The sequence below is a fragment of the Virgibacillus sp. L01 genome (assembly GCF_052246775.1).
In the GTDB taxonomy this organism is placed as follows: domain Bacteria; phylum Bacillota; class Bacilli; order Bacillales; family Amphibacillaceae; genus Lentibacillus.
Genome location: NZ_JBQQCP010000001.1, coordinates 626856 through 647101 on the forward strand (window position 1 = coordinate 626856; position 20246 = coordinate 647101).

A 20246-nucleotide genomic window follows, 5' to 3' on the forward strand; every position below is an offset into this window, starting at 1 on the left:
AGCATAGTAGTGTGCCTCCGTTTTATTATAAGGAGGCACCACCTCTTACCACTCTATTTAACCTTGTTGCAACACATAGTCTTTCTTCTTCACATCACTAGGTCTCCCCACCGAATGATACTCAACCCCAACTTCTTTCATCTCATCTAGTGAGAAACAATTCCTGCCATCAATAACCAATGGGTATTTCATCGACTTAAACACATCCAAATCAACATGCTTAACTTCATCCCACTCGGTAATAATCAACGTTGCGTCACTGCCTTCAACTGCATCTTCCACACTGTCAGCATATACCATTTTATCACTTAATAATGTTTTTGCATTATCTGTCGCAATTGGATCATATCCAACAACTTCTGCACCTTGTTCGATAAGATTGTTTGTTACAACTATCGAGGCAGCTTCCCTCATATCATCTGTATTTGGTTTAAAGGCTAATCCCAGTACAGCAATTCTTTTACCTTCCAACGAATCAAAACGCTCATTTAATTTATCCAATAAGAGAGCTTGCTGTTTTTGGTTTACTTTAACAACACCTTTTAGCAATTCAAAATCATATTCAACATTACCAGCAATCTGAATTAGAGCTTTCGTATCTTTAGGGAAACAAGATCCACCATAGCCAATACCAGCATTCAGAAATTTATTACCAATTCGTTTATCCATTCCCATACCTATAGCGACATCTTCTACATTTGCATTCACACGGTCGCAGATATTAGCAACCTCATTGATAAAGCTTATCTTCGTTGCCAAGAAAGCGTTTGAGGCATACTTAATCATTTCCGCACTTCTGATGTCCGTTTTATAAACAGGAACTCCAAAGCCTTTATTAACTTCTTCAATAAGTTTGGCAGCATAGTCGCTGTCAGAACCTACAACAATACGGTCCCCATTAAATGAATCTTCAATTGCAGAGCCTTCTTTAAGGAATTCAGGATTAGAAACAAAGTCAATTCTCACGTTATTAACTAAGTTTGTCTGAATTACTTCTTTTATTTTGTCATTCGTACCAACCGGGACTGTACTTTTTGTAACAACTACTGTATCTTTTGCCACATGTGTTGCGATATCTTTTGCAACTTGTTTTACAAATTTCAAATCTGCAGAGCCATCTTCTTTTTCCGGTGTGCCTACAGCTATATACGCTACATCCGCATTCGTAAATCCTGTTGTATGATCTGTTGTGAAAAACAATCGACTTTCTTTTATATTCTTTGTCATTAATTCGGACAGTCCTGGTTCATAGATAGGAGAAATGCCATTTTTCATTTTTTTCACTTTTGCTTCATCAATGTCAATACACGTAACACGATGTCCTATTTCCGAAAGACTAACACCTGTTACCAACCCGACATAACCTGTACCAACGACAGAAATATTCATTTTATCTCACCTATCCTGCAGTTATAGTTTCGATTTTTCCATTAATAGATCTTTAAGCATTTGTTCTACTTCCTCACCAAACTCTGGGTTTTGCAACGCAAATTCAAGGTTTGTTCGGATAAACCCTAACTTCTCCCCAACATCATACCGTTTGCCTTCAAAGTCATAAGCATATACTTTTTGTAGTTCATTCAACTTCTGAATAGCATCGGTAAGTTGGATTTCTCCACCTGCTCCAATTTCCTGTTTATCCAGAAAACCGAAAATTTCTGGATTAAAAATGTATCTTCCCATAATAGCAAGGTTTGATGGGGCAGTTCCTTGACTAGGTTTTTCTACAAAGTTGTTTACCTGATAACGTCTACCCTCAATTGTATTAGGATCCACAATCCCATAACGATGTGTTTGATCATCAGGGACCTGTTGCACCCCTACGACTGAACTTTGTGTTTCTTCGTACTGTTGGATTAACTGTCTTAGTCCAGGTGTTTCTGCTTGTACAATATCATCACCTAAAAGTACCGCAAATGGCTCGTCACCTATAAACTTACGTGCACACCATACAGCGTGCCCAAGCCCTTTCGGCTCTTTTTGTCGAATGAAATGAAGGTCTACATTTGATGCGTAGTTTATTTTATCTAGCAGCTCAAATTTTTCTTTTTTCATAAGATTATCTTCTAATTCGAAGTTGTGATCAAAGTGATCTTCAATAGCACGTTTACCTTTACCGGTAACGATAATGATATCTTCAATACCTGATTCAATTGCTTCTTCTACGATATATTGAATTGTAGGTTTATCAACAATTGGCAGCATTTCTTTTGGCATTGCTTTTGTTGCTGGTAAGAATCTTGTACCCAGTCCAGCTGCTGGGATAATTGCTTTTTTCACTGTTTTCAATTTAATAACCCCCAATTAAGAGCGAACGATTTATGATCCTTTCGCGACTAATAGTGTTCTTTCTGTATTAATTACTGTCATCAACTCATCTTTCAAATCTGCTGTGGAATAACGTTCAAAGCTTCCTACCAAATTAACCAGTGTAGAAGGGTCAACCGCAACCGTCCGTCCAACATAAATCTTATCATAAACCTCACCAGGCAGAACTTCGTCATCATCAAGAAGCTCCTCATACATTTTCTCACCAGGCCTTTTGCCGGCAAACTCAATCGGAATTTCATCCTCGGTGTAACCTGATAGTTTAATAAGGTTTCTCGCCAGATCAACAATCTTGACAGGCTCACCCATATCAAGGACAAAGATTTCTCCACCTTTAGCAAGCGTACCTGCCTGAATGACTAAGCGGGATGCTTCAGGAATGGTCATAAAATAACGTGTCATTTCCGGGTCTGTTACGGTAATTGGTCCACCGCGTTCAATTTGTTTTTTAAACAACGGAATAACACTACCCCGGCTTCCCAAGACGTTCCCGAACCTGACTGCTACAAATTTGGTTTTACTTCGTGTACTTAAATCCTGAATTACCATCTCAGCGAAACGTTTTGTTGCACCCATCACATTGGTTGGGTTAACAGCTTTGTCAGATGAAACCAATACAAATGTATCGATACCAAAGGCGTCTGCAGCTTCAGCAACATTTCTCGTTCCAATAACATTGTTCTTCACAGCTTCATGCGGGTTATATTCCATTAATGGCACATGCTTATGTGCTGCTGCATGATAGATGATCGTCGGTTGATGTTCTTCCATTATATCAAACATGCGTTTACAATCTTGTACATCACCGATAACTGGAACGATTTCAACATTTGTTGTACCGTATTTTTCACGTAGCTCCATATCAATTGTGTAAATGCTAAATTCCCCGTGTCCCACGAGTACAATTTTACGTGGTGTAAAGCGCATCAGCTGTCGGCAAAGTTCAGAGCCAATCGATCCACCTGCACCAGTTACCATGACGGTATTATCCGTTACATATTCCGATATCGCTTGAATGTCCAATTCAACCGGGTCTCGGCCAAGCAAATCTTCAACCTCGACATTTTTCAGGCTGCTTACCGAGACTTTCCCGGTCATAATGTCCTCAATTTTCGGGATCATTTGCACTTTTGCGTCTGTCTTATTACATTCCATCACCAGTTTATTTAACTCGCCGCTTTGTAGAGATGGAATTGCAATTACGATATGCTCGATATTATGATTTTCTACTACTGATTTTACGTGTTTGGACCTCCCTAATACGGGAATACCATAAATCTGCATTTTTTGCTTACTAAAATCGTCATCTATAAATGCGACGGGATACATTTCGCTGTCATCGTGGTTATTTTTCAGTTGACGGGCGATCATTGAACCAGCTGCTCCCGCACCGACGATTAATGTGCGCTTTTTATTTTTATCCGACGTTATGTATCGATCACGAATGATGCGCCACATAAATCTAGAGCCGCCAATTAAAGTGATGTGTAATAACCATGTCACAATTAAAGCCCTGCGAAAGATAGTGAAATCATTCACTAAATACTGCACAATTCCTGCCGATATAATAGATAGCGTGATTGCTTTTACGATCGCAATCAATTCACCAACACTTGCATAGGCCCACACTTTGTTATATAACTTATATATCATTGCGAAAATATGATGAAAGATTAAGAGTGCAATTGAACTGATAATTAAAGCTGGCATGCTGTATTCGATGATATTCGGGTAAACAACCCATGAAGCAACAAAAATTGCAAGTATGACAATGATAGAGTCTAACAGAACCAACAAGGAGATTCTTGTTCGATATGTCATTAAGTCAGCTCCTTTCTGTTTGGAACTATTCTTTCAAAAAAGTGTATGTTTCAACAATATGATTATAACATCTTTTCAGTCATTCTTTATATATTTCTTGTAAATTATTCTTACTAGTTTCCGCCGACTTAAATCCAACAGGTTTCATCATACTAAAATCTTAGTCATATTTTTAAGTGACTTTTAACTAAAAAAGTCATATTTCTATAATTGTCGTTAATTTGACAGCGTTCGACAGAGCCTACACCATCAGCAAAATTCTCAGATATTCTCTAGCCTGTTCCCGGTTATGAATATCCAGCTTATTATAGATATCACTAATATAATTTTTAATCGTTCCTTCACCAAGAAAAAGCTTATTAGCAGCTTGTTCATTTGAATTACCTTCCATAAGCAGGTACGCAATATCCAGTTCCCGGTTCGTCAGTTTTATATTGTTGTTTTCCAAACGTTTTGCAAGGATTTGCTTCTTGTTAAGTGTTAGCTCGCAAGTATTTGCGCTATTTCCCTCGACAACACAACCTGACCGCGATAAGCATCTCGAATGGCATTATGTAACGTATCGGGATATAATTCCTTCAGTAGGAACCCGTCAGCACCAACACTTATCCCTCTGATGATCAGTTCCTCTTCCGCTACAGTTGTGAGTAGAACTACCTTAACAGTAGGATGCATTTCTATTATATGCGCAGTAGCCCTAATCCCATCCATGTCAGGCATATGGACGTCCATTAAGACAACATCAGGCACGAGTTCAGTAATCATAGCAATTGCGTCTTGACCATTTGGAGCCATTCCAATTATATTAATGTCTTGTTGCGAATCAGTTAGGGCTTTTACACCTTCGCGAAATAGTCGCTGATTGTCAACTAGCAAAACGTTTATCACTACACAACCTCCTAGCCTGCCTGCTAAAGCAGAAAAAAGTGCCGGCATGGGAGCCCTAGCACCTTTTTGTTAAAACAGCCCGAGAAACTTTTTCTTTTTAATCGTCTCAGGCTCGTCCTTGTTCACATTTAGCCCGTCCACGAGCAATTGTGAATTTTCAAGAAAGAGATAGAACGCTTCATTTCCATGCTGTTCACGTAATTCATGAAACGCTTCGTTCATTACAAACCCTCGTGTAGTTGTATTATGTGCATCTGAAGCGAGAAAATGCGTTAAATTTGATTCCACAAGCTGGTGGGAGAACTTTTGAATATTTTTACCAAATTTACCGGCAAGACTTGCTGCTGTTACTTGGGTTAATGCACCCTTTCGGACAAATTCATAGAGCATCGACGGATGTTCGATGATTGTAGAGTTTCGTTCCGGATGGACAATGATTGGCGTATACCCAGCAACCTGAATGTCAAACAGCATTTGTTTCGCGTACCGCGGAACCTGACCTGAAGGAAATTCAACAAATAGATATTTCGTATCGTTTAATGACGCTAATACACCATTCTCAATATCAGCAATCATATCACCATTAATCCGTGTTTCTTGTCCGGGTAGTATTGTTACCGGAATATTTTCTTGCTGCAACTGATCGTTTAGTTCGTTTGTATTGGTAATGATATCTGCCTTTATATTGTTATATTTCCCATTTTGATGATGCGGAGTTGCAATAATCGTATGGATCCCTTGCGCCGCAGCCTGTTGTGCCATCGCAAGACTACTCGTTATCGTACTCGCGCCATCATCTATTCCGGGTAATATATGGCAATGTATATCAATCATATGTCCACTTCCTGTACCGTGTAGTTGTTAGAATAATAGAAATAGTAACTTATAATAGTATAACAAATTCCGAGAGTCTTTTACAAATTATTTAAAGAGGTTCCAGATGCCTTTATTGTTGATTCGAACTGGGGCATCTTTTATGACAGGACGTCCATGTATTAATAGTTCACTATTCTCCTGGAAAACATCTCGCGCTGAACTGTCTAATGCAGCATATGCCTTCTGAAGATTTAAACGCTTTTTTTTCATATTATGGGCATTCGATGCAACAAAATGAACCATATTCCCCTGTAATAGTTGCTGGGCAGTCTTTTCTACCTTTTTACCTGCAGAACCGATGATACTTGATGCATTCATTTGTATCAACGCTCCATTTTTCACTATTTCATATAGCTGATTCGGGTCTTCCATTATGACAGTGTTTTTCTCAGGTTGGGAAAATATCGGAATATAGCCAGCAATTTGCATCTCAAAAACAAGTTGCGTTGTATAAGATGGGATATTTTTTGCTGGTAATTCGATTAATACATATCTGGTCGTTTCATTGAGTGGCATGAGTAGCCCTTTCTCCAGATCATCAATCATTTCTGGATAGATGTGTATTTCCTGTCCGGGAATAATGAATAGCGGAATCTCTTCCTGCTGCAATTTAGAATTCACATAGTCAGTCGCACCAATAATAGCATCTCGTTCATTTATAAATAAACCATTATTATGATGTGGAGTAGCAATAACGGTCTGGATTCCCTGGTCTACAGCATCCTTCGCCATTGCAATTGTTTCTTTTAATATATTGGGTCCGTCATCCATTCCTGGCAGAATATGACAATTGATATCAATCATAATGTCCTCTCCTTCATCTTGACTATACCCTCAATTGAGGCAAAAGTAAAAAATAGATATTAGGTCTATTCACCTATTTTCAAAGTTTAAAAGATTTTTACTTTTAATACTCTATTTTCTTAAGAAAACATGGTCTTCTCCAAGCCTTTAGGGGGCTGTCATCGTTGTTGAACTTTCGTAGCTGCAAAATAAAACCCCTTACCATTTTGGCAAGGAGTCGTCATATCTAGTTTACACCGTAATAATAATAGTAATTAGCTTTCTTCTTTTCCACATCATTAAGAATCGTTCCGAGTAATTTAGCTCTCCCTGATTTTAACGTGTCGACGGATTTCTGTGCTAGTTCGTTTTCCGTTTGCTTGCTTCGCACAACAAGTAGTGATCCATCACATATATTTGACAAAATTTGCGCGTCTGCTACTGCTAAAACAGGTGGTGTGTCAAATAGAATAATATCGTATGTCATTCCAGCATCGTTAATGAATTGTTCCATTTTCTTTGACCCTAACAGTTCAGATGGATTTGGTGGAATTGGCCCACATGAAATAACGTCCAGATTAGCAATATCTGTTTCTGACGTTGCCTCTGAGATTGATGTCTCGCCTACCAGGATATTACTTAGCCCAGTCAAGTTGTCTAATCGAAATGTGTAATGTGCTGTAGGCTTTCTTAAGTCCGCATCGACAAGCAAGACTTTCTTTCCTTGCTGTGCATACACAACTGCAAGGTTGGAAACGCTTGATGACTTGCCTTCTGATGGACCTGATGACGTTACAAGGATTGTCTTTAGCTCACTATCAACCGAAGTAAATTCCAGATTGGTTCGAACTGTACGAAATTGTTCCGATATAGGTGACTTCGGATTTAGTTTTGTAATCAGGTGTCTGATTTTACTGTTTTTAGATTGATTTCTTCTGCGTGCCACTAAATCCACCTCGTTTCGTTCTGTTTACAACTGTCTGAACATTATCAGGCCTTACATCTTTTTCATCCATATGACTGATAACACCTAATACAGGTACACCAAGTTTATTATCAATATCTATTTCCGACTTGATTGTGTTATCCAGGTATTCAAGTAAGAAGGCAATTCCTACGCCAACCATCGCACCAAGTAAAATTGCAATCCCAATATTAAGTAGTGGTTTGGGGCTTACTGGTGATGGATTAGGACCAACCTCAGCTGGAGAAAGGACACTAACATTATCGACATTCATGATGCTAGGGATTTTTTCCCGAAACACATTCACCGTCGTGTTTGCCAAATCAGCAGCAAGGTTAGGATCCGGATCTGTTGCGACAACCGTTACAACCTGTGAGTTCTCCGCACTGGATACGGTGATTTTCTGCTGAAGCTGTCCACTGGAGATAGATAAATCGAGATCACTGACAACATCTTCTAAAATTGCCGGACTTTTTATAATAACATTATAGGTATTAATAAGTTCAAGATTTGTCCGAATGTCATTTACATTATATTGTGCTGCAGGATCCTGTTGCTCTTGGTTAACGATAAATTGAGTACTCGCCTCATAATTCGGAGTGAGCATAAAAAAAGTAACGATTGCACTAATTAAAGCTGCACCTACTACTAACGAGACAATCAGCAGCATTCGTTTTTTAATGACCTCCATTATTTCTTTGAGGGATATAGTTTCTTCCATGTGATAGTACCTCCAATAATCTCTTTCTGTAACATTACATTGGTGAATTTTTTATTAATACATATTACTTATTTCGACAATACAAACGAAATTATAACACATGTTGTCGATATATATAACTTTTTTTAAAAATTTTCGATAAGAATGCCTTCTGTTTATTACAATAAGATTACATTTCGACACCTCTCTATTAAATGTTCTCGTTCACATGCTATACTTGTAGATACATTATTGTGAAGGGAGATTCGAGAAAATTGAACAACAAGAAATTATTTATGTCGGTAACTGCAAGTGCGGTCATTGCCTCAACATTTGTAAGTGCAGAAGATGCAGATGCAGCATCGTATAAGGTGAAAAGCGGCGACTCATTATGGGCAATAGCGCATAAATACGACGTTAGTGTCGGACAGCTTAGGTCATGGAATAGTCTATCAGGAAACATTATTTTCCCAAATCAGGTAATCGAAACATCCAAATCTACTACTACATCAAACTCTAATTCTACTAATGATTCAACGCAATCTACTACATATACCGTTAAAAGTGATGACACACTGAGCGGCATCGCTGGAAAACATAATATTTCAATCACTGATTTAATGGAATGGAACGGTTTGGATACAACGCTTATTTATCCTGGGAACGAGTTTGTCATTTCTAAAGGTGGCGGCGGTGAGCCTGATGTGAGCCCTGCACCGTCGGACAAGGATGTCGCATCGTCAAAAGTTTACACCGTTAAGTCGGGTGACAGCTTGTCTGCGATTGGGTCACGCAATGGTGTCAGTGTTTCCCAGTTGAAGGAATGGAACAATCTGTCGTCCGATTTGATATTAATTGGCCAGAAACTGAATATCGGCGGGAAGTCGACTTCTGATAGTGGAGGCGACTCAAGCGCGCCTACTGCTGATGTAGATTATAACGTCTCTGAATTGATTAGCACTGCGAAGAGCGTGAACGGTGCTGGCTACGCATGGGGCGGCGAATCACCAAGCGGCTTCGATTGCAGCGGATTTATTTACTATTCCTACAGTGAGGCAGGTAAAGACTTGAAGCGACTATCGACCAGTGGCTACTACGACCGCTCATTCTATGTGAATAAACCACAAGTAGGCGATCTCGTATTCTTCGAGAACACTTATAAGTCCGGAATATCACATATGGGAATTTTTCTCGGTAACAATGAATTTATCCACGCCAGCTCAAGTGGCGTGCAGATTACTAGCTTGGATAACTCATACTGGAGCAAGCACTTTGATGGATTTAAGCGATTTTACTAGTTTATAGGAGTGAAGGTGAACATCCAGCTGATGCTGGGTGTTTTTTTCAATTTAAGGGTCGAAATGCTCTTTTTGGTGCATTTGTTCTGCATAATGTTAATATTTTCTAATTTTTTGTCGATATTAATAAGTAAGAAGTGGTGTAGTTGAACTAGCTTTCGGTTAATATCGTATTAGAAAGACCCCAAATTTAAGGAGATGTTGTATAATAGTTACTCATGCCGAGTACACAGAAGAGCTATTACGAAAAATTGAAAATAAGAAAGATAATATGATAAAGACAGCTGAAACTTTCGGACTAATAGGTGAAGAAACATTAAAACATAGTCGGGAGTTAGATGAGTTAATAACGAAGTACATGCACGATTAAAAGGAAACATCCAGTCGAGGCTGGATGTTTTGTGTTTTACTGGGATGGTAATTTTCTGCTTTAGCAGAAAATATCCTATTGAATTGTTTAGATAAAGTAGAAGATTTTCGGCAGATGCCGAAAATCACCATTCTTTGGATGGCGTGTTGCGCAAGTTGCGGTGATTGCTCGTTTGAGTTTGAGTGCTGCTTGCTCGAGTTTGGGGGCTACTCGCTCGAGTTTGCCCGATAACCGCAAATAAAAAAGCGCCCACATGGACGCGTTATTATCCCAGTTCCGGATAAAAGAGTACTTTGACATATGACCCTTTGCGGTTGATCAGGTTATCAAATGTTTCCGGGCCTTCTCGCAAATTCAGGCGGTGGGAGATCATTGGTTTAACGTCGAGTTGACCTGTGCTCATGTAGTGGACGCTTGAGCTCCATTCTTTTCCTGGGAACGGTGAGGATAACGCATTCCAGGATCCGAGCACGTTCAGTTCATTGCGGACGATGCGCTCAAAATAAAAGCGTTCAATGTTAATATCGGCATATGGGATACCCATGAAGACGACTTCTCCGCCTTTTTTTGGCAGGGCAAATACTTGGGCTGATGTGATCGGTGAACCTGCTGATTCGACAGCTAGGTCAACTCCCTTGCCGTTTGTATGTGCTTCGATTTGTTCGTGTGCTGGTTTCTCCAGTGAATTGATTAGCACATCAGCACCGACCTCTTTGGCAACTTCGAGTTTCGTGTCATCGATATCAATTGCATAGACCTTCTTGGCACCGAATATTTTTGCCCATTGTACAGCGAGCAATCCGATACTGCCACATCCCATAATGGCCACTTCTGCTCCTGGCTGGATGCTTGTGCGGTAAAAGCCATGTGCTACGACGGATGATGGTTCTATCAATGCAGCGGTATCATAATCCACATTATCTGGAATCGGTACAATATTTTCCTCTGGCAGACTTACAAACTCTGCATATGCACCTGGTACGTGCGCGCCAATGACATGTAATTTCTCACAGCGGGATGGCTCTCCTTTTTGGCAGCTTTCACATTCGCCGCAATAAAAAGCGGGACAGCCGGACACGCGGTCACCTGGTTTGACGTTTTTTACACCGGTACCAACGTCTGTTACCACGCCTGAAAATTCATGGCCGAATGTCATGCCTTCAACATATGGTCCCAATTTTTTATAGCGTGAAATATCGGAACCGCATATTCCAACAGCCTTCACCTTAATAATCACGTCATCTGCTTGTTCAATGACTGGTTCTTCTGATTCTTCAAAGCGGATATCCTGTTCATCATAAAGATTAAGGGATCTCATCTCTATCACCCTTTCTAGTTGTAATTAGTTAGCTGTTTCTTCTGTCTTTTTTTTACTGGACAAGATTTTATATAAAGCAAATCCTACAATAATTGTATTGAAATAGATTTGATAATCGAGGTAAAAATCACTAATTCCGCGCATAGGTCCAAGCATAAATTCCAACATAGCGTCGACCATTTTTAACCCTCTTTTCTAATGGGATCAATCGGGCTATGACACCCGATCGTCCACTGTTTAATAGTTAGCGTTTGATGTTCCACCAGTAACAATTTCAATGGCACCACTTGCTCCGATGCGGTCTGCACCTGCTTCGACAATTGCGATTGCATCGTCATAAGTGCGGACACCGCCTGCTGCTTTCACACCAAAATCAGATCCGACAACTGAACGCAGTAGTTTCACATCTTCAACGGTAGCGCCGGCACCATTAAAGCCTGTTGCCGTTTTGACAAAATCTGCACCTGCTTCAACGATCAGCTTGGCAGCTTTGACTTTTTCGTCATCCGTTAATAGTGCTGTCTCAATAATAACTTTCGTTGTCAGGCCTTCCGACGCGTTAACTACTTCTGTAATATCGTCTCTTACAACATCAAATTCCTGTGACTTCATCGCGCCTAGACTGATCAGCATATCGATCTCTTCAGCACCGTTTTGAATCGCTTCTTTTGTCTCGGCAACCTTTGTCTTGGTTGTGGCACCGCCTAATGAGAAGCCAATTGGCACACCAACTTTAATGTTGTGTGGTGACAATAACTCATAAGCGTATGGCACATAGTACGGATTGACGAATACCGTCTTAAAACCATACTCAATCGTTTCCTGGCAAAAAGCCTTAATATCTTCCTTGCTCACGGTTGGGTTCAGCAGTGTATAGTCAATGATATTGGTCAGTTTTTGTTTATCCATTTTACCAGCTCACTTCCCTTGTTTAATCAACAGGTGTCAGTAATACTTTGATTGCATCCCCGTCTTTGATGGCTTTATAAGCTTCATCCCACTGGGTGATATCAAACTCATGTGTGATCATATCGTTTGCATTGACGGACCCATTATTGATCAGTTCCAAGGATGGCTCCCAGTCTGCCGGTTTCTGACTTCTGCTGCCGACAACCCGGATTTCTTTTTGAATAACTTTTTCCATATCGAATTGGATTTCTGACGCTGGGAAAATACCAACTTGTGCGTATTGCCCTGTTTTGCGCAACAGATCAAGTCCTTGTTTTGCTGCTGGAATCGCACCAGAGCATTCAAACACAACATCTGCGCCATAGCCATTTGTCAGGCTGTTAACAACTTCTTTGACATCCTGTTTTTGAATATTAACAACGTTGTCGATACCAAGCTCTTCTGCTTTATCGAGACGAACCTGGTCATTTGTTAAGCCGGTAATAATTACTTTCGCACCGCGGCTTTTGGCAACCTGTGCTGTGAATAGCCCGATCGGTCCTGGACCCATGACGACAACAATGTCACCTTCGTTAATATCTGTTTTGTAGACTGCATGATGCGTACATGCCAATGGTTCGGTCATTGCTGCATCCTGATAGGAAACATTTTCAGGCAAATGATGCAGGCTCTCTTTCCGGGCAACCAAATACTTGGCAAAGCCGCCATCCTGTTGTGTTCCAAGTCCTTTACGGTGATTGCAGAGGTTGTAATCGCCTGATTGGCAATACTCGCACTCGCCACAAATATAGAATGTTGTTTCTGATGTGACGCGGTCTCCTGGTTTGAATTCTGTGACGCCTTCTCCAACGTCAACAACTTCCCCGGCAAATTCATGTCCAAGTGTAACTGGGACTGCAACTTTGTAATGACCTTCGTACGTGTGGATGTCGGAGCCGCAGATACCTGCATAGTTTACTTTGATTTTGACTTGATCTTTGCCTACTTGCGGTTCTGGTTTTTCTTGAATCTCCAGGTTTCCAAATCCTTGTTCTCTTTTGACTAATGCTTTCATTGATGACTCCTCCTATCATGTTCGATTACAGTGGCTTTTTTGTAAGTTTTGTCTTGGCAGTATATATAAACTTCGTCACAACATTATTCATCCTTTATAAGATGAGTGCTATAATACCGCTCCGGAAATACACTACGCTTTCCCGCAGGAGTCTTCGTGTTTTCCTTCGCTAGCATGGCGTTTATTGGAGCGTAGGGCAGTCGACTCCTGCGGGAAAAGCAACAGCTGAAGATCCCACAGGAAGCGGTTTTTGCTTCCGAGGAAGCTGAAGCGTTGCCCGCGGAAAGCGACTGACCGTAGCGGAAATAAACAGTGCTCTAGTGTCGCAGTTTATATTTTTCCAACAACAAACTTCCAAAACAGCCAACCCATTTAAATGGTAAATTCAGAGGAACAGTTTAGTTAAATAGTGCAAAGAATTTCCAGATAATCCAGTTGACCAGGTTACCACCTTGGTCGATACTTGAGATTTTGGCTGATCCTTCAGGCATTTCAAATTGAGCATTTTGAGCCATTTCTGTAAAGATTGGTGCAATATCTGTTGCCATATAAAGCGATAATGCAATCATGATCGTACCAACAATAACCGAGTGCACAATATTACCTCTTGCTGCACCAACGATGAATGCGACAACAAATGGAATTGTAGCCAAGTCACCGAATGGTAACAATGCGTTACCAGGCAGGATAACCGCCAGCAATACTGTGATTGGAACAAGAATTAACGCTGTTGCAATAACAGAAGGATGTCCAAGTAACACTGCTGCGTCAAGTCCAATAAGGATTTCTTTATCGCCAAAGTGTTTATTTAACCACTCACGTGCAGACTCTGATACAGGCATTAGCCCTTCCATCAGGATCTTAACCATCTTCGGCATTAACACCATAACGGCTGCCATTGACATACCAATGTCAATAATGTCACCTGCACTGTATCCTGCTAATGCACCAATTGCTGCACCTAGGAACAGTCCGATAAAGATTGATTCACCAAAGATACCAAATCGTTTTTGGATTGTATCCGGATCAGCGTTTAAATTTTTCACTCCAGGAATTTTTTGTAGTAGTTTTACTAACCAGATCCCTGGTGCGTAAGAGATTGTACTTCCTGTTGCAATCGAGACGCCTGGAAGTTCATAGAAATCACTTACCATAGGTGCTGTCCAGTCAGCAACTTTCAGAGCTACGATTTGGAAAAGCACCGCAGCGATTAGGCCTTGAATGATACTGCCTGAAATCGTGTAAATAAGTGCTGCCATAAACGTGTAATGCCAGAAGTTCCAGATATCCACGTTCATCGTTTTCGTTGTTTTCGTCAGCAGCATGGCAACGTTTACAACCAAGCCAAGTGGAATGATAAATGCTGCTACTGTAGATGCCCAAGCGATGGATGATGTAGCTGGCCACCCAACATCAATGACGTTCAGTTCAACGCCGAGCCGATCAACCATTCCTTGTGCAGCTGGTCCCAAGTTATTAACCAGCAGATCAACAACCAGGAAGATACCGACAAACGCTACCCCGATTGTTAGACCAGATCGGAATGCTTTACCTGGCTTCTGCCCGAATAATAGACCTAATAAGAATATAACAACTGGTAAGATTACGGTAGCTCCAAGATCTAAAAAGGCTTGAATAAAATCAACAAAACCTTGCATTGTTCTTCCCCCTCATACTGTGATGTAAATCCCGATTTCTTTTGATAAAAGAAACCGAGATTGTTAGTTTATTATTTTTGCAGTGCTTCTAAGATTTGTTTTTTTGTGTCATCTGTACCAATACCTGTCAGGAATGAGCGGGCATTAATGACTGGGAATGGATATTCTTTTTTCGTCATTGCTGTTGTTACGAGTAAGTCAGCTGTATCAATATAGCTGTTTACTTCTGCAATTTTGATTTGTCTGATGTCCAAACTTAGACCATGTTCTTTTTCCATTTCTTCGATTGCACCATTAACAACTGTTGATGTTGCAATCCCAGCGCCACATGCTACTAATACTTGTTTCTTTTTCATTTCGACTCACCTCCTTCAAGGGCTGCCAAGTCTAACTTAGCCTCCAGCATTTGTTTGATTTCAGTTTTATCTGTTGAATTTACCAGCTGCTTCAATGTTTCCTGATTTTGGAAAACTTGCATTAACTTCTGCAGCAATGATAGCTGTGAATGGGCCTCATCCATTGCCAGCATGAAGACAACCTTAACTGGTGCTGTTTCACTTTCATCGCCACCCATTACACCGAAATCAACCGGATCTTTTAAAATACCAACACTTATTGTTTTCCGGTTAACATGTTCCACATCTGTATGCGGAATGGCGACTGACACTTCACCAGTTGGCAGGCCAGTGGCAAACTCACCTTCTCTGGCAATAATTGCATTTGTGAAACTTGCTTTTACAAGCTGTTTTTCTGCCAGATTCTGACCCATTTTTGCTAAAATAGTTTCTTTTGAATCACCTTCTACATTTAATAGAATGACAGATTCATCAAAATATAATTCGCCCAATTTCGACACTCCTTTTCTATGCTGATATGGACCACTTGCTCAATCTTTCGAATAAGATTGGATTATGGTATGAATGGCTTCTTTCGATTGAGCATTAATCAGCTGATTACGGTCCTGTTGTGATCCCGATAGTTCCATTAGCTGCATTAGTGCATGCAAGTGCTGCTGTTTATCAACCGCAGCAATAACAATAATTAAATGAATGCGGTAATCCGTTGAAAACGTAACGCCTTCTTCTAACCTCAATAAACTCATTCCAACTTTGTTAACCCCGTCCTCAGGGGATGCATGCGGAATCGCTATATTTGGTCCGATTACAATATACGGATCTTCATCTGAATAGCTAAGCATTACCTCCACATAATCCGGGGTGATCGCTCCACTATCAACTAGCGGCTGTGCACTCAGTCGGACAGCTTCTTCCCAGGACTCAGCACTTTTTTTTAATGTAATGGTGTCAGGATTAATCAACTCATCTAAATTCAATGTTTTACTGACGGTATTCTGACTAATCGATGAATCATCATCCCTTTTTACATAGCGTCGCAAATCCTCAGCTAATGCATCTTCATTTTCAATCGATGCATGATTACTAATAATCGCCATTAACTCCTCAACATTCAGATCATGCGGCAAATAGCCATGCAGCTCAAGCATCACCTGCTTCCTGAGACGTTTCTTTTCGTCACGTCCAAGAAATGCCTTTGCAATAAATAATTTCTTATCCGTCTCCAAAAATGTCGGTGCAAACACAATGTCATAATCCAGTTTATAATTCAGGAACTCACGAACAGACAGCGAATCGAGAAAGACAAACTCAGGAAAAAGTTCACTTAACTCGTTAAACATCAGTCTTGATACCGATACACCCTGCGGACAGACGACAATTGCTTTTGTCTTTTTCTCAATACTTGCACCCTGCCGCTTCATCCAACCGCCGATCAGCATCGTAATATAGGAGACTTCACTGTCCGGAATAAAGCTGCCAACCAAATCTGCCAATGGCCCTGTTGACCGTTTAACCAGATGGTGCAGCTCTTTGAATTCTTTACTCAATGTACCCTGAAGCGAAATCGTTTCCGATAGCTGATACTTAATTCGGTAATAAGCTGGCTTGATATGCTGCAGCAATTTATCCAGCAGCAGATCACGATCCTGCAAATAAATACAGGCACTTTTTTCAAACAGGCGCAGCATATTATCAATTACCGGAATCAAATTTGGAATGACATCCTCATCTGTCGGGAAGTCTGTTCTGTACACATTCGTGGTCAATAAATGCAATGTGATGAACAAGCGCTCTTCCATTGGAATCTTGTCGGCTTCCTGAAAAATTTCTTCTGTCGCCTGATATTCTTTCGTATTGGAAAGCTCTTCATATTCAATGGAAAAAATATTGATGGCATACCCTTGTTCAATTCTTCTCAAAATCAAAATAAGTACATATGGCATTGTCCCAAGCTTCTCATCCGTGAATCTTAGATCGAGCTTGTTCTCAACATTTTCAATTCGCTTGAAATATTCAGCTACTTCGTGTTCATCAATCGAAGCCAACTTCTTCAACCGCCGCTCCCCATCAGGCATGGACAGCATCTGGTACGTTGAATAGATGAGTAAATTGCGAATCTTGAACTCCTTACCCTCAATCAAATACCCAAATTTTCGCGAATAACGGAGATTCAAATCATAATTATCCAGAAAACCCTGTGCATCCTTTAAATCACTAAGAACCGTATTCTTGCTCACATCCAATTCAATGGAAAAGTGATTAAGCGACAATTCCTCTTCCGTGCTCAACAGCATCATGATAATAATTTGAACCCGCTGTTCACCAGTCAAAATCGCTGTATCCATTGGAACGCTTTCATTTTCGACACTATACATGGTAAAAACGGATTGATCAATGACAAAATATCCTTGTCTTGTTCTTTCAATACTCGGAAGGTCCTTACGCATTAGCCAATCATTAATTTTATTAATGCTGTAACCAAGTTGCCGGCGTGTCAAATTGTACTTCTTCTCAATCGCCAAACTCGTAACACCAGGATTACTAATTAGTTCATCCAGGACTTTATTATCCCGCTCACTAAGTGGCACAATGTCTCGCCTCCCTCCGTTAACTAAATTATATCACCGCACCAACGCATAAAGAATACGTTTTCAGCACAAGTGATTGAACAGTTAATGTACAACATTGTGATTTACATTTTCAAAACCAAGGTATTACATAGTTTGGGTTGGTGGGGTGGGAATTATGTATTGGGGGGCGGGGTTTGTTGCGCGAGTCGTGGTGCTTGTCGCGCGAGTTTGTGGGTTTGTTGCGCGAGTTGCGGTGCTGTTGCGCGAGTCACGGTGCTTGTCGCGCGAGTTTGAGGTTTGTTGCGCGAGTTGGTGCTGCTGTCGCGCGAATTTGGGGTTTGTTGCGCGAGTTTGAGGTTTGTTACGCGAGTTGGGATGCTTGTCGCGTGAGTATCTAACTGAAGCTGGACTTATTTATTATTAACCTAAAGGAAGATTTTCGGCTACCGCCGAAAATCAAAGTTACTGGTTAAGCTCTTTCCAATCAGTCTCCGTTCTCATCTGATTTAACAATCTCCGCTAGGTTTTGGACTTCTCCCATTTTAATTCCACGGTTGTAAAGCGTATCAGGGTCAACATGGAGGTCATTTGGCCATGCAATTGTTCCAGCTTCATTATCTACATAAACCTGACCAAAAATAGTTGGATCCTTCAATTTTTCGAGAACCCCTATCATAGAAGGTCTGATATCAACAAAGCGTTTCTCACCGTTATCAAATTCACATAAAAGCCATCCAGACAAAGTTGGTATTGGTTTAACTTTCACTATTTCTCTCATCTAATTCCCCCCTCCTAAAGTGGTGGAATCCTTTTTGGTTTTTTAAATTCTATACAATCATTCCATGCCTCCATAATAGCATTTCGGTACTTATTTAAGCCAGACATGAATATCTCTTTGTTTTTTTAATGGGAGTGTACCATTCTTATACTTGCCCGTATTTATGTATACTTCAGCCTTCGCTTGACCTCTTACATGAAAATGTGGAGGATCATGGTCATCAAAATATATATAGATTTTCATACCATTGAATTCACAAATTTTTGGCATTGGTTCACCTCTCAGTATCAAGGATCTAAACAGTATGGAGCTATAGAGCTTAAATAGATTTACAGTTGAATTATATAGTGAAAAATCCAGACGAGGATGGATTTACTCATTATTCTTCTAGAGGAGAGATTTTCGGTACATGCAGAAAATCATCATATTAAGTTGAAATCGGTTGTACGAATTACGCAACCCAGACTGTGCTTTATGTGTTATCTTCTTGGAATCCATCTTTTATGTTCTTTTTGATAAATCAAACCACTTTTTCTCATTATCCTTGTTGCGACACTCCTCGATTTTAATCCTAGAAAACGCATGCATTCCTTATTTGTAATGTACGGCTTTATCAATAAAAAATAATCAGCTAGAGTTTTCAAATGAGCGTCGTGTGATTTGCATTTACACTTTCTGCACTTCCATCCGCCATAAACACGTTCCATCCCCAGCAACCCACATTCTGGACAGATAACCCCAGGTAGCAGGTCCAATTTTTTGATAGAGAATTGCTTGATAATATCCATATCAAACACATTGCAGGCATTCAGTATTATTTTTCCGGTTTTTCTATCCTGAATTTTGTTAACACTTTGCTCGGCTAGTTGTTGTTCTTTTTCCATAATCATGGAGGGAATGCGTGCGGCATGAGCGACTACTCTTCCTAATGCTTCTGCGTCACCATTTACTTTAATTATGGTAGATGGTTCACTGATAGCAACGAAGTAATAGATTGGAATGTTTGTGAGATTGTTTTGAGATAGCCAGTTTTGAAGGTGAAATTGTTGATTTTGGACTTGGGTGATAGGATACTCAAATCCTGCTTCCACCTTCCCATCACTTCTGGTCATTTGTTTGAGGGTTGTATCGAAGGTTATCGTATCATTGTAGTTTTTCGAATCGACTATATAGATCGCCCGCTGTGATAGAACAAGTGAATCAATTTGCACATTTTTGCCGTTCACCCGCAAATATACATCCTGAAGAATGGTACAATCTGATGCCAGGTAATCCAAGTAGTAGTCAACTTTCAATTCGCCAGTGAACCCTTTCTGTTGGATTGCAGCATCTTCCTTCATTTTTGATAACTGCGGAAACTGGGGTGACAACCGTGGGATTGCTGCATCAAGCTTTTTAAGCGGGCGTGGTTTGGTCCTTATTTTCATATTCATTTCGATTGCTCCTTGCTTTTTAGGCTATCATATAACGTTTTATCGAATAATGAAAATCAGTAAAAATCGTTGTAGTGGCGGTGAAATTGAATTTTGCTCAGATCCAGAATCAGAAAAGGTAACTTTATTCTAGCGAAATGAA

Annotated in this window: 22 protein-coding genes; 2 read left to right on the forward strand and 20 right to left on the reverse strand. The window is 40.3% G+C overall.

From position 1 onward, the window contains the following. Positions 1–57: 57 nt before the first annotated feature. The 9 genes from ACTWQM_RS02830 to ACTWQM_RS02870 form a co-directional block, all read right to left on the reverse strand. Positions 58–1389 carry a UDP-glucose dehydrogenase family protein gene (locus tag ACTWQM_RS02830; RefSeq protein WP_443256644.1) on the reverse strand — a complete coding sequence of 444 codons (1332 nt, stop codon included), beginning with the start codon at positions 1387–1389 and terminating at the stop codon, positions 58–60. 21 nt (positions 1390–1410) lie between these two features. Next, positions 1411–2289 (reverse strand): UTP--glucose-1-phosphate uridylyltransferase GalU, encoded by an 879-nt coding sequence (gene galU / locus ACTWQM_RS02835; RefSeq protein WP_443256645.1) that lies wholly within the window; start codon positions 2287–2289, stop codon positions 1411–1413. A 30-nt stretch (positions 2290–2319) separates the two neighbouring features. After that, on the reverse strand, positions 2320–4149 hold the full coding sequence (locus tag ACTWQM_RS02840) for a polysaccharide biosynthesis protein (protein ID WP_443256646.1): 1830 nt from the start codon (positions 4147–4149) through the stop codon (positions 2320–2322). A gap of 241 nt (positions 4150–4390) precedes the next feature. Next, positions 4391–4597: a response regulator transcription factor gene (locus ACTWQM_RS02845; protein WP_443256647.1), complete on the reverse strand. Its 207-nt coding sequence runs from the start codon at positions 4595–4597 to the stop codon at positions 4391–4393. 32 nt (positions 4598–4629) lie between these two features. Then, positions 4630–5037 carry a response regulator gene (locus ACTWQM_RS02850; RefSeq protein WP_443256648.1) on the reverse strand — a complete coding sequence of 136 codons (408 nt, stop codon included), beginning with the start codon at positions 5035–5037 and terminating at the stop codon, positions 4630–4632. A 69-nt stretch (positions 5038–5106) separates the two neighbouring features. Beyond that, positions 5107–5871 (reverse strand): tyrosine-protein phosphatase, encoded by a 765-nt coding sequence (locus ACTWQM_RS02855; RefSeq protein ID WP_443256649.1) that lies wholly within the window; start codon positions 5869–5871, stop codon positions 5107–5109. A gap of 87 nt (positions 5872–5958) precedes the next feature. Next, positions 5959–6717 carry a tyrosine-protein phosphatase gene (locus ACTWQM_RS02860; protein WP_443256650.1) on the reverse strand — a complete coding sequence of 253 codons (759 nt, stop codon included), beginning with the start codon at positions 6715–6717 and terminating at the stop codon, positions 5959–5961. A 226-nt stretch (positions 6718–6943) separates the two neighbouring features. Then, complete coding sequence (locus ACTWQM_RS02865) at positions 6944–7642, reverse strand: CpsD/CapB family tyrosine-protein kinase (RefSeq protein ID WP_443256651.1); 699 nt, start codon at positions 7640–7642, stop codon at positions 6944–6946. After that, positions 7617–8381, reverse strand: a complete 765-nt coding sequence (locus tag ACTWQM_RS02870) for a YveK family protein (protein WP_443256652.1) — start codon at positions 8379–8381, stop codon at positions 7617–7619. Before ACTWQM_RS02870 ends, ACTWQM_RS02865 begins: the two co-directional genes overlap by 26 nt. 254 nt (positions 8382–8635) lie before the next feature. Between ACTWQM_RS02870 and ACTWQM_RS02875 the strand changes: the two genes are divergently transcribed. Both ACTWQM_RS02875 and ACTWQM_RS02880 read left to right on the forward strand, forming a co-directional pair. Further along, on the forward strand, positions 8636–9658 hold the full coding sequence (locus ACTWQM_RS02875; RefSeq protein ID WP_443256653.1) for a LysM peptidoglycan-binding domain-containing protein: 1023 nt from the start codon (positions 8636–8638) through the stop codon (positions 9656–9658). Between the two features lie 250 nt (positions 9659–9908). After that, entirely contained in the window at positions 9909–10028 is a 120-nt protein-coding gene (locus ACTWQM_RS02880; protein WP_443257080.1) for an aspartyl-phosphate phosphatase Spo0E family protein, read from the forward strand. Positions 10029–10293: 265 nt separating this feature from the next. Here the strand turns inward: ACTWQM_RS02880 and ACTWQM_RS02885 are convergent, their stop codons facing one another. The 11 genes from ACTWQM_RS02885 to ACTWQM_RS02935 form a co-directional block, all read right to left on the reverse strand. Beyond that, positions 10294–11346, reverse strand: a complete 1053-nt coding sequence (locus ACTWQM_RS02885) for a galactitol-1-phosphate 5-dehydrogenase (RefSeq protein WP_443257081.1) — start codon at positions 11344–11346, stop codon at positions 10294–10296. A 24-nt stretch (positions 11347–11370) separates the two neighbouring features. Further along, positions 11371–11526, reverse strand: coding sequence for a hypothetical protein (locus ACTWQM_RS02890; RefSeq protein WP_443256654.1), 156 nt, complete (start codon positions 11524–11526; stop codon positions 11371–11373). Positions 11527–11583: 57 nt separating this feature from the next. After that, positions 11584–12255 (reverse strand): deoxyribose-phosphate aldolase, encoded by a 672-nt coding sequence (gene deoC / locus ACTWQM_RS02895; RefSeq protein ID WP_443256655.1) that lies wholly within the window; start codon positions 12253–12255, stop codon positions 11584–11586. A gap of 22 nt (positions 12256–12277) precedes the next feature. After that, entirely contained in the window at positions 12278–13309 is a 1032-nt protein-coding gene (locus ACTWQM_RS02900) for a zinc-binding dehydrogenase (protein ID WP_443256656.1), read from the reverse strand. Between the two features lie 398 nt (positions 13310–13707). Continuing rightward, positions 13708–14967, reverse strand: a complete 1260-nt coding sequence (locus ACTWQM_RS02905) for a galactitol-specific PTS transporter subunit IIC (RefSeq protein WP_443256657.1) — start codon at positions 14965–14967, stop codon at positions 13708–13710. A 71-nt stretch (positions 14968–15038) separates the two neighbouring features. Then, positions 15039–15323, reverse strand: a complete 285-nt coding sequence (locus ACTWQM_RS02910; protein ID WP_443256658.1) for a PTS sugar transporter subunit IIB — start codon at positions 15321–15323, stop codon at positions 15039–15041. Beyond that, complete coding sequence (locus tag ACTWQM_RS02915) at positions 15320–15814, reverse strand: PTS sugar transporter subunit IIA (RefSeq protein ID WP_443256659.1); 495 nt, start codon at positions 15812–15814, stop codon at positions 15320–15322. The genes ACTWQM_RS02910 and ACTWQM_RS02915 overlap by 4 nt, the downstream gene beginning before the upstream one ends. Before the next feature lie 39 nt (positions 15815–15853). Further along, positions 15854–17911, reverse strand: a complete 2058-nt coding sequence (locus tag ACTWQM_RS02920) for a BglG family transcription antiterminator (RefSeq protein ID WP_443256660.1) — start codon at positions 17909–17911, stop codon at positions 15854–15856. Positions 17912–18377: 466 nt separating this feature from the next. Beyond that, positions 18378–18671: a DUF2442 domain-containing protein gene (locus ACTWQM_RS02925; protein WP_443256661.1), complete on the reverse strand. Its 294-nt coding sequence runs from the start codon at positions 18669–18671 to the stop codon at positions 18378–18380. 90 nt (positions 18672–18761) lie between these two features. Further along, positions 18762–18941: a DUF4160 domain-containing protein gene (locus tag ACTWQM_RS02930; protein WP_443256662.1), complete on the reverse strand. Its 180-nt coding sequence runs from the start codon at positions 18939–18941 to the stop codon at positions 18762–18764. Positions 18942–19150: 209 nt separating this feature from the next. Further along, positions 19151–20104 (reverse strand): NERD domain-containing protein, encoded by a 954-nt coding sequence (locus ACTWQM_RS02935; protein WP_443256663.1) that lies wholly within the window; start codon positions 20102–20104, stop codon positions 19151–19153. Positions 20105–20246 lie beyond the last annotated feature (142 nt).

Coding starts and splice junctions, on each gene's coding strand:
- ACTWQM_RS02885 (WP_443257081.1), bottom strand. CDS start 11,346: ATGAGATCCCTTAATCTTTATGATGAACAGGATATCCGCTTTGAAGAA.
- ACTWQM_RS02905 (WP_443256657.1), bottom strand. CDS start 14,967: ATGCAAGGTTTTGTTGATTTTATTCAAGCCTTTTTAGATCTTGGAGCT.
- ACTWQM_RS02890 (WP_443256654.1), bottom strand. CDS start 11,526: ATGGTCGACGCTATGTTGGAATTTATGCTTGGACCTATGCGCGGAATT.
- ACTWQM_RS02910 (WP_443256658.1), bottom strand. CDS start 15,323: ATGAAAAAGAAACAAGTATTAGTAGCATGTGGCGCTGGGATTGCAACA.
- ACTWQM_RS02855 (WP_443256649.1), bottom strand. CDS start 5,871: ATGATTGATATACATTGCCATATATTACCCGGAATAGATGATGGCGCG.
- ACTWQM_RS02830 (WP_443256644.1), bottom strand. CDS start 1,389: ATGAATATTTCTGTCGTTGGTACAGGTTATGTCGGGTTGGTAACAGGT.
- ACTWQM_RS02935 (WP_443256663.1), bottom strand. CDS start 20,104: ATGAATATGAAAATAAGGACCAAACCACGCCCGCTTAAAAAGCTTGAT.
- ACTWQM_RS02840 (WP_443256646.1), bottom strand. CDS start 4,149: ATGACATATCGAACAAGAATCTCCTTGTTGGTTCTGTTAGACTCTATC.
- ACTWQM_RS02860 (WP_443256650.1), bottom strand. CDS start 6,717: ATGATTGATATCAATTGTCATATTCTGCCAGGAATGGATGACGGACCC.
- deoC (WP_443256655.1), bottom strand. CDS start 12,255: ATGGATAAACAAAAACTGACCAATATCATTGACTATACACTGCTGAAC.
- ACTWQM_RS02870 (WP_443256652.1), bottom strand. CDS start 8,381: ATGGAAGAAACTATATCCCTCAAAGAAATAATGGAGGTCATTAAAAAA.
- ACTWQM_RS02925 (WP_443256661.1), bottom strand. CDS start 18,671: ATGAGAGAAATAGTGAAAGTTAAACCAATACCAACTTTGTCTGGATGG.
- ACTWQM_RS02900 (WP_443256656.1), bottom strand. CDS start 13,309: ATGAAAGCATTAGTCAAAAGAGAACAAGGATTTGGAAACCTGGAGATT.
- ACTWQM_RS02930 (WP_443256662.1), bottom strand. CDS start 18,941: ATGCCAAAAATTTGTGAATTCAATGGTATGAAAATCTATATATATTTT.